The organism is Thermophilibacter sp. ZX-H3 (genome assembly GCF_052599055.1).
The window spans coordinates 1-7,227 of the sequence record NZ_JBQXES010000036.1 but is presented as its reverse complement, the minus strand read 5'-3'; the positions used below and the strand labels follow the sequence as shown (position 1 = coordinate 7,227).

Here is a 7,227-nt window from a genome sequence, read left to right as displayed (position 1 = left end):
TGTCACTGAGCCTGAGTACGAAGCACCGCAACAGCCGCAGAAGAAGCCTTCACGTTGGCAACGTCTCTTGGCTGCTTGGCGTGGCTAGAACTTCCAAGGCTACACAGTAAAGAGGGGCGGGAAGGTAAATCCTTCTCACCCCTCTTTTTTCGTATCTAGATTGCTAGAAGCTCTTAGTCTTCCTTCTTAGCGGCGATGATTCCTTTTGCATAGGAAACAGCCGCAAAGTAACCCTTGCCCTTCTCGCCTTTCTTACACTTTTCCTTGTACAGCTCTTCAAACTTCTTCACTTGTGCTGTAGTGGCCTGTACGTCGGCAAGCTGCTTCTTCCAATACTCGGCGTTGTGGACGTTCTTCTTGCCATTGGCAACGCGAGCCTTGGACTTCTCACGCTTGGGCTTGGGCATATCGCTAACCGGCAGGATAACGAAGCCGTCTGCCCTGTTCAGAATGGCAACCTTGTTATCCGTCTCGGTTGCGTTCTCAAAATCGACGTAGATACGCTTTCCCTCGAAGTCAATCTGTACGTTGTCCGTTAGCTTCTGGATAGCCATTGCTTGCCCTTTCTACTAGTTCCTGCGGCTGATGCCGCGTGCCTTTAACTTGTTGTAGATTGTAGCCCTGCTAACGCCGCACGTCTCGGCAATGCGGGCAACGGATAGCTTGCCGTCCAGATAAAGGGAAATGGCGGCTTCTATCTTTTCCTCGTCGCTTTGCGGCCTTCCGAAACGGACGCCCTTCTCACGAGCAATGGACATACCCTCTTCTCTACGCTCTTCGATGATTGAACGCTCAAACTCGGCAAAAGCCGCAGAGATGGTAAAGAAGAGCTTGCCTTGCGGCGTGCTGGTATCAAGGTTCTCTTTCATACTCACCAGCCGCACGCCCTCTTTCTGGAATCTCTCGGCAAGTTCTAGAAGCTGCTTGGTAGAGCGTGCGAGCCTGTCAAAAGAGCTGATAACCAAGGTATCGCCCTCTTGAAGCAGGTTGAGCAGCTTATCAAGTGCGGGGCGGTGCTCTTTCAGGCCGCTTACCTTATCGACGTAAATATCTTCCTGCCTGATGCCGTACTCAGACAGTGCCTTTACTTGCCTGTCCTCGTGCTGGTGCCTTGTTGAAACTCGGGCGTAGCCGAAAACCTTTGCGTTGCTCATTTCCTGCCCCTTCCTTGCGGCTTCTTGTTCCAAGGACAGTGTAGCATACTTTTTAGACAGACTTTTTAGACAACTTACTTTTTAGACAACTTTTTCGGCAGGTTTTGGCCGCAAATCGGGGCGTTCTCGGCTGGTCTGCGGCCTGTCCAGAAACCTAGGGATTCTTAGACACAACAACGCACCCAACTTTTTTTGAAACCGTGGGCACGAATGAGTAATCAGGTGTCCGCATTTTTCATATCTACATAGAGGGCGAGAAAACGAACAGCCCTGCGTTCTTTGACAACTGAATAGAGAGGAATAAAAACGATGAACAAGAGCGAAATCGTAAAGCTACGTATTGAGCCGCAGAGGAAGGAAGCTTGGAAGCGGTACGCTGAGAACTGCTTACCAGAGCTGAACCTTTCAGAGCTTGTGACGATAGCCGTTGACTACTTCGTGAGCGGCAAGCATCAGGCAGACAAGACAGGGGATAGCCGCACTTTCGATACTTACAGCTACTCTTGGATTATCCCCAAGCAGCTTGGTAGTTCAGAGTATCTAAGGAACTTCCTGAGTGACGCTGACAAAGAGCTGGAAAGGAAGAGGGATAGAAACGCCAAGAGGTTGGCTGGTGAGTATGAATAATGCCAACCTTCTGCTACTCGAAATCCAGCTACGAAAGGAAGCCAAGCAACGCCGCACTCCTACAGAGCAAGACTAACTACGTACAAGAAGAAAAGACGATAGAACAGGTAGCTGAGCTTTGCGGCAAGGGGCACGCTTGGCGAGCTGGTATCTACGATATGAGCGGCGGAACGTTCAAGAAGAAGGACGTTCTAGCTAACCAACTCATAGCACTTGACTTTGATTCTTGCGGCACAAGTCCGCTGGAAGTGGCTCAGTACGCTGAGAACATAGGCTTGCCCGCAAGCTTCTGGTACTTCTCTTACAGCCAAGAGCCGCAAACAGGCTTGGAAATCGCCCGAAAAATCCCTACGACTTATAAGTATCTTCTAAGTCGTAGGGAAAAAACGGACGGTTTTAGCCCCAAGAATGGCTTCAACTTTAGGCTTGTCTGGGGCTTGGAACGTGAAATCAGCACCCGTGAATACGAAAGCACGATGGTTTCCCTTCTTGCGGCCTTTGACAGATACAGCCCCGACAAGTCAACGAAGGACTGTAGCCGCCTTTGGTACGGCGGTGCCCTCGGCTCTTGCCTTCTCACAACGGAACCTCTGCGGCTGTCCGCCCTTGGTGCGTTCGCCGCAAAGCAGAAGGTAAGAGAGGGAATAGAGCCAAGAAAGGCGATGAAGCAGAAGAAGGGCTTCATTCCAGAGTACGCAGAGCTACCAGAGCAGGAATCTGTAACCGTCTCTAGCCGCTGGTACGAGAAGCTACAGGGCAGGTGCTACCTTCTGGACAAGTTTAGGGAAGGCAAGTATCTGGACTACAACGAGCGTCTTAGCCTGTTTAGCAACCTGCGTTACCTGTCTTACAACACAAAGACTAGAACGGTGCTCGAAGATGTTCTGTCTTGGTACCAGACGCAGACATACGCAGGGCATACCTGCGACGAAGAGCAGATAAGAGCCAAGTTCCGAGACTGTACCTTGAAGCCTGTCCCAATCGTGCGGGGCAGGGGCGGCAAGCTGGTTACAGTTCCAGAGTTCTTCGAGGATGATATAGACCTACCAGTTACGCCGCAGTGCTCAAAGGTAACGACAGAAGAGCTAGATACTTGGATGGATGAAGCGGTACCCGCCTTCCTGAACGACAGAACGGGTAACGTCCGCATACTAAAGAGCCAAACTGGAAGTGGGAAGACAAAGAGAGTAATCGACTGGTTACTAGCCCTTCCAGACCTGTATGAGAGAAAGATAATCTACTCGGCACCAAAGCACGATAACTTGAAAGAGTTCGAGGAACGTTTTCTAGCAAGGGCGAACTTCAACCAAACGGGACTGATTCACAGGTGCCCGCCAAAGGAAGTGAGCCAAGAGGACGTTTTCTATCTACAGCTAGGGTTGCCCGCAAAGACTAAGAGTGCGGAACGAAAGGGCTTCATAGACAAGCTATTCAACGAAGAGGACAAGGGCGTTTTCCTGATAACGCACAGCCTTCTAACCGCACTGAGCGGGCTATCGCCTGAGCTGATAATCGTTGACGAAGAGCTGGACAGCTCGCTTGTCAAAGAGACGAAGATAGAACTTTCGAACCTTGCTAGCATCGTTCCGTTTCTAGAATCGGCAACGGCAAAGAAGCTTGTCGATTTCATAGACGAAGTGAAGAGCCGCGACAGAGCGAACGGCATAGAAATAGACCTGTCATTCCTGCGGCAGGAAGTAGCACCGCAACTGAGAGAGCAGGTAGACGCTTACCTAGCCACGACGAACGCCGCAAACATAGCGGCTGGATTCTTTGACTGTCTGGAAAGCGACGGCAAGCTTTCAAAGGGAAAGGCTGGTACTAACTGTATCCGTATCGTTAGAAAGAGCACGCTGATTGAAGAGTGCTCGAACAGGCTAATACCCGTGCGGATATTCACGGCAACGCCGATGAACAAGCGTACAGAGAAGTATTACGGCATAGGTACTGAGGTAACAGAAGCCCCTTTAGCCGCAAACACAGGCCGCATAATCCAGTATCGCGGCGTTAGCGGTGCCAAGGGCAAGGACAATGAGAAGCTATCAGCCCTAGCCGAATATATGAAGTTCGTCCTGCCCGCAGACGTGATAGAGAACTCACCGCTTCTAACGTTCAAGTGCGGCGGTGAGCAAGATAGGGACTTCTGGAAGGGGCAGGGGTTCAACCTTGCCAATGACGGAAGCAAGCAGATTCACCTTGCCAACAACAGCGGCTTAGACCTGTTCAAAGGAAGAACAATCATAGTGGCGGGCAAGTACGACCTGCCGCACCAGTCATACCAAGATATGTGGGATGACATAGGGGACGGCACAGAGCTTGTGCGGCAAAACCAAAGCGTGAAGCTGAACGGCGTTGAACAAACGCTGTACCTCTACACGCAAGAGGAAATGAGAGAGATACAGATAGAGCAGATAGCCGGAACGGTAGAGCAAGCCGCAGGGCGGGCAAGGGCGTTGCGGGAAGAGGGGGCTACCGTCTACCTCTTCTGTAACTTTGTCATTGCTGACGCGGACGAAGTACACGGCTAGAGAAACAAGTATGGGACGAAGTAGGGGGCAAGGGGGAGGGTTTTAGGATTTTTAGCTTTTCGAGCTGAAAAAACGCTCTTCCCCCGTCCAACACACACTCCCAAGGAGAAAGGGGAAAGGTATGAGCCTGATAAACGAATACTTCCTTTGGTACAAGGTATGGAACAGGCACGAGCTGTTGAAGAACGCTCAGCGGCAGATAATGATTGAAGCAGTGCCGCACGCCAACAGCAAGCAGATGGCCGAATACCTTCTGAATGCCTTGGATTTCGACAGCCGAATAAGCAAGAGAACAAGGCAGTTGAAGCAACAGACTGATAAAGGCGGCTATCGGGCTGACTACGTAGGAGACAATCAGATAGAAAAGATTCACGAGATATATAGCGAGCAGATACGTTCTGATTGGGACGCACCAATAGGCCAAGAGCAGTTCGAAGAGACACTTTTCTTTGACGCTGTACAGGACGAACTAAAGAAGTTCCCTGATAAGGTAGACGTAAAGCTACGGCTTTAGGTGTGAAAAGCAAGGCACTTTAGCCCGATAAAGTAATAATATTGGGCAACGTTGAAGCTGGTAGGTGCCCGCTGTTTTTCGTGGCTATATCGCCGAAAACGCAAGGCTTTTCATCGAAAAACGTAAACTATAGTTTACGTTCGTCTGTTTTTACGTGCGGAAATCGCACCAGAAGCCCTCAGAGCCATTCTGAGGGCTTTTATTTTGTTCTATGAGCAAACAGGCGTGACATACCGCGAAACCGTCTCAGATTCGATTACAAGCCCGACTAGGGACATTCCAGAGCTTCTAGAAGCCGTATGGTGCGGTTGGGGGTGACTGACAACCTTCTATCGTTCATATACGCCGCAAGCGGAAAAGTGTTACATTCACAGTGTTCATAATACGCCCCCGAAATATGGGAAAGCCGATGCCAAAGCCGCTGGAAACTCTCGTTGAAAGATTCCCTGAGATTGAGCCGCTGGATTACTACAGGGCGATATTTCCGGCTGAACTGATGGAAGAGCGGGGCAAGCTGGAAGAGGGCAAGTACAACGGCATAGCGATACAGCTACGGGAAGACGGCAAAGCCCGCAGGATTCACGTAACCAGAGAGCTAGAGCAGATAAGCGAAATGCTGGAAAGCCAAGAGTTCTCGATGGTTGCCCCTGTCCTGTTCGCAGGGAAGAACGCAAGTATCCAGAACGCCCGATGGCTCACCGCACTAGAGTTTGACTTGGATTTCCTGCGGGTAAAGGGCGGTGAAGTTGTAGGGCTGGACGCCCTGTTCTTCTACGCGGGGATTACAGAGGGCGAGCCTTACGAGACGCATAGAATCCCAAGGCCAACGTACATAATCCTAAGTTCAGAGCGGAACTTACACGTTGTCTACCTGCTAGAAAAGCCCTTGGCTATGTACCAGAACGTAGTGAAGCAGGTGCGGGCTTACCGCAAGGCGATTATTCCAAAGCTTTGGAAGAGCTACGTAACGGACGCTTACGAAAGCCCGCAGTTCGAGACAAGCCCCGTTCAGGCTTTCCGCTTGGTTGGAAGCAAGACTAAGCGGGGAAACGACAAGGTGCGTTGCTTTCTAACTGGTGAGCCGCTAAGACTTGAAGAGCTGAACAGCTACGTACCAGAGGACAGCCGCATAACAACTAAGGCACTCTACAGCAAGCACAGCTTGGAAGAAGCAAAGGAACTGTATCCAGAATGGTACAAGCACCGCATAGAAGAGAATCTACCGCCACGCACGTGGCAAGCACACAGGGGCTTGTACGACTGGTGGAAGAACAGGTTGCCTGAGATAGAGGTAGGACATAGGTACTTCTATCTGCTTTGTATGGCTTCTTTCGCGGTGAAGTGCGGCATATCAGAAGAAGAGCTTCTAGAGGATATGGCACAAGCCCGCAGAGTGCTGGACTTGATTTCACCAGAAGACAACCCGCTTACTCTTGCGGATATGGCTAAAGCCGCACAGGCTTACCAAGAGAAGTACAGAAGGCTCACCAGAGCGACGATAAGTAGGCTTTGCGGTGTTGAGATACAAGCAAGCAAGAGGAACGGCAGAACACTACAAGAACATATCGGCTTGGTAAACCTCTTGAATAACGGTAAACGTGCTCTTGGCGAGCAGATAGGCGGGAAGAAAAGCCGCAAAAAAGACGTTCTCAACTACTTTCAGGACAACCCCAAAGCGTCGATTACTCAGGCAGCACGGGGCTTAGGGACAAGCCGCAAGACGGTTTACAGGTGGATTCACGTGTTGATGGTTGAGGGGAAACTGGAAATCAGGAAAGGTGCCAACCAAAAATGATAATCTTATTTCCGGTTTCCTTCCGACTTTTAGCAGGTGAGAGCTTTGTTGAGCGTTAGAGAGCTAGCAACCGAATGCGGGGTTTCCGTTCAGGCGATACGTAAGTGGTGTGCCAAGAACGAAGTTGAGCGAAACGCTCAGGGCGGGTATGTCATAACCGATGACGTGCGGTTTCTTGCCGTGAAGCACTACAAGGAAAGGAAAGACGGCAAGAAAGTTTCTGAGAAAGCTTCTAAGCAGGTTTCTCCGCAGGTGGACGCTCTTTTGCGGCAGCTCGAAGCCAAGGACGCTCAGCTTGCGGCTAAGGATGAGCAGATAGCTACCAAGGACGCTCAGATTGCGGCCAAGGACAAGCAGATTTCAGCCCTTACAGATGCCGTGTCCAGCCTTACGGAACAGAACGGCAAGCTTCTGGATACCAACAAGGCTTTGAGTGCCGCCACAGCCATTCACACAGCCGCAGACAAGAAGGAAGCGTTGCTTGTCACTGAGCCTGAGTACGAAGCACCGCAACAGCCGCAGAAGAAGCCTTCACGTTGGCAACGTCTCTTGGCTGCTTGGCGTGGCTAGAACTTCCAAGGCTACACAGTAAAGAGGGGCGGGAAGGTA

7 protein-coding genes are annotated in these 7,227 nt (G+C 50.8%); 5 read left to right on the top strand and 2 right to left on the bottom strand.

What is annotated here, in order from left to right; translation table 11 throughout:
• Positions 1-173: 173 nt before the first annotated feature.
• Entirely contained in the window at positions 174-554 is a 381-nt protein-coding gene (locus ACULPM_RS10880) for a hypothetical protein (protein WP_445332288.1), read from the bottom strand.
• Positions 555-569: 15 nt separating this feature from the next.
• The gene (locus ACULPM_RS10875) at positions 570-1,154 is read right to left on the bottom strand and encodes a recombinase family protein (protein ID WP_445332287.1); all 585 of its coding nucleotides are present in this window, start codon (positions 1,152-1,154) and stop codon (positions 570-572) included.
• A gap of 309 nt (positions 1,155-1,463) precedes the next feature.
• Between ACULPM_RS10875 and ACULPM_RS10870 the strand changes: the two genes are divergently transcribed.
• The 5 genes from ACULPM_RS10870 (at position 1,464) to ACULPM_RS10850 (ending at position 7,188) form a co-directional block, all read left to right on the top strand.
• Positions 1,464-1,781: a hypothetical protein gene (locus ACULPM_RS10870; protein ID WP_445332286.1), complete on the top strand. Its 318-nt coding sequence runs from the start codon at positions 1,464-1,466 to the stop codon at positions 1,779-1,781.
• A complete protein-coding gene (locus ACULPM_RS10865) occupies positions 1,781-4,309 on the top strand; it encodes a hypothetical protein (protein ID WP_445332285.1) in 2,529 nt (842 codons plus the stop codon). The genes ACULPM_RS10870 and ACULPM_RS10865 overlap by 1 nt, the downstream gene beginning before the upstream one ends.
• Positions 4,310-4,430: 121 nt before the next feature.
• Positions 4,431-4,823, top strand: coding sequence for a hypothetical protein (locus tag ACULPM_RS10860; protein ID WP_445332284.1), 393 nt, complete (start codon positions 4,431-4,433; stop codon positions 4,821-4,823).
• A 409-nt stretch (positions 4,824-5,232) separates the two neighbouring features.
• A complete protein-coding gene (locus ACULPM_RS10855) occupies positions 5,233-6,618 on the top strand; it encodes a hypothetical protein (protein ID WP_445332283.1) in 1,386 nt (461 codons plus the stop codon).
• Positions 6,619-6,666: 48 nt separating this feature from the next.
• Positions 6,667-7,188: a hypothetical protein gene (locus ACULPM_RS10850; protein ID WP_445332282.1), complete on the top strand. Its 522-nt coding sequence runs from the start codon at positions 6,667-6,669 to the stop codon at positions 7,186-7,188.
• Positions 7,189-7,227 lie beyond the last annotated feature (39 nt).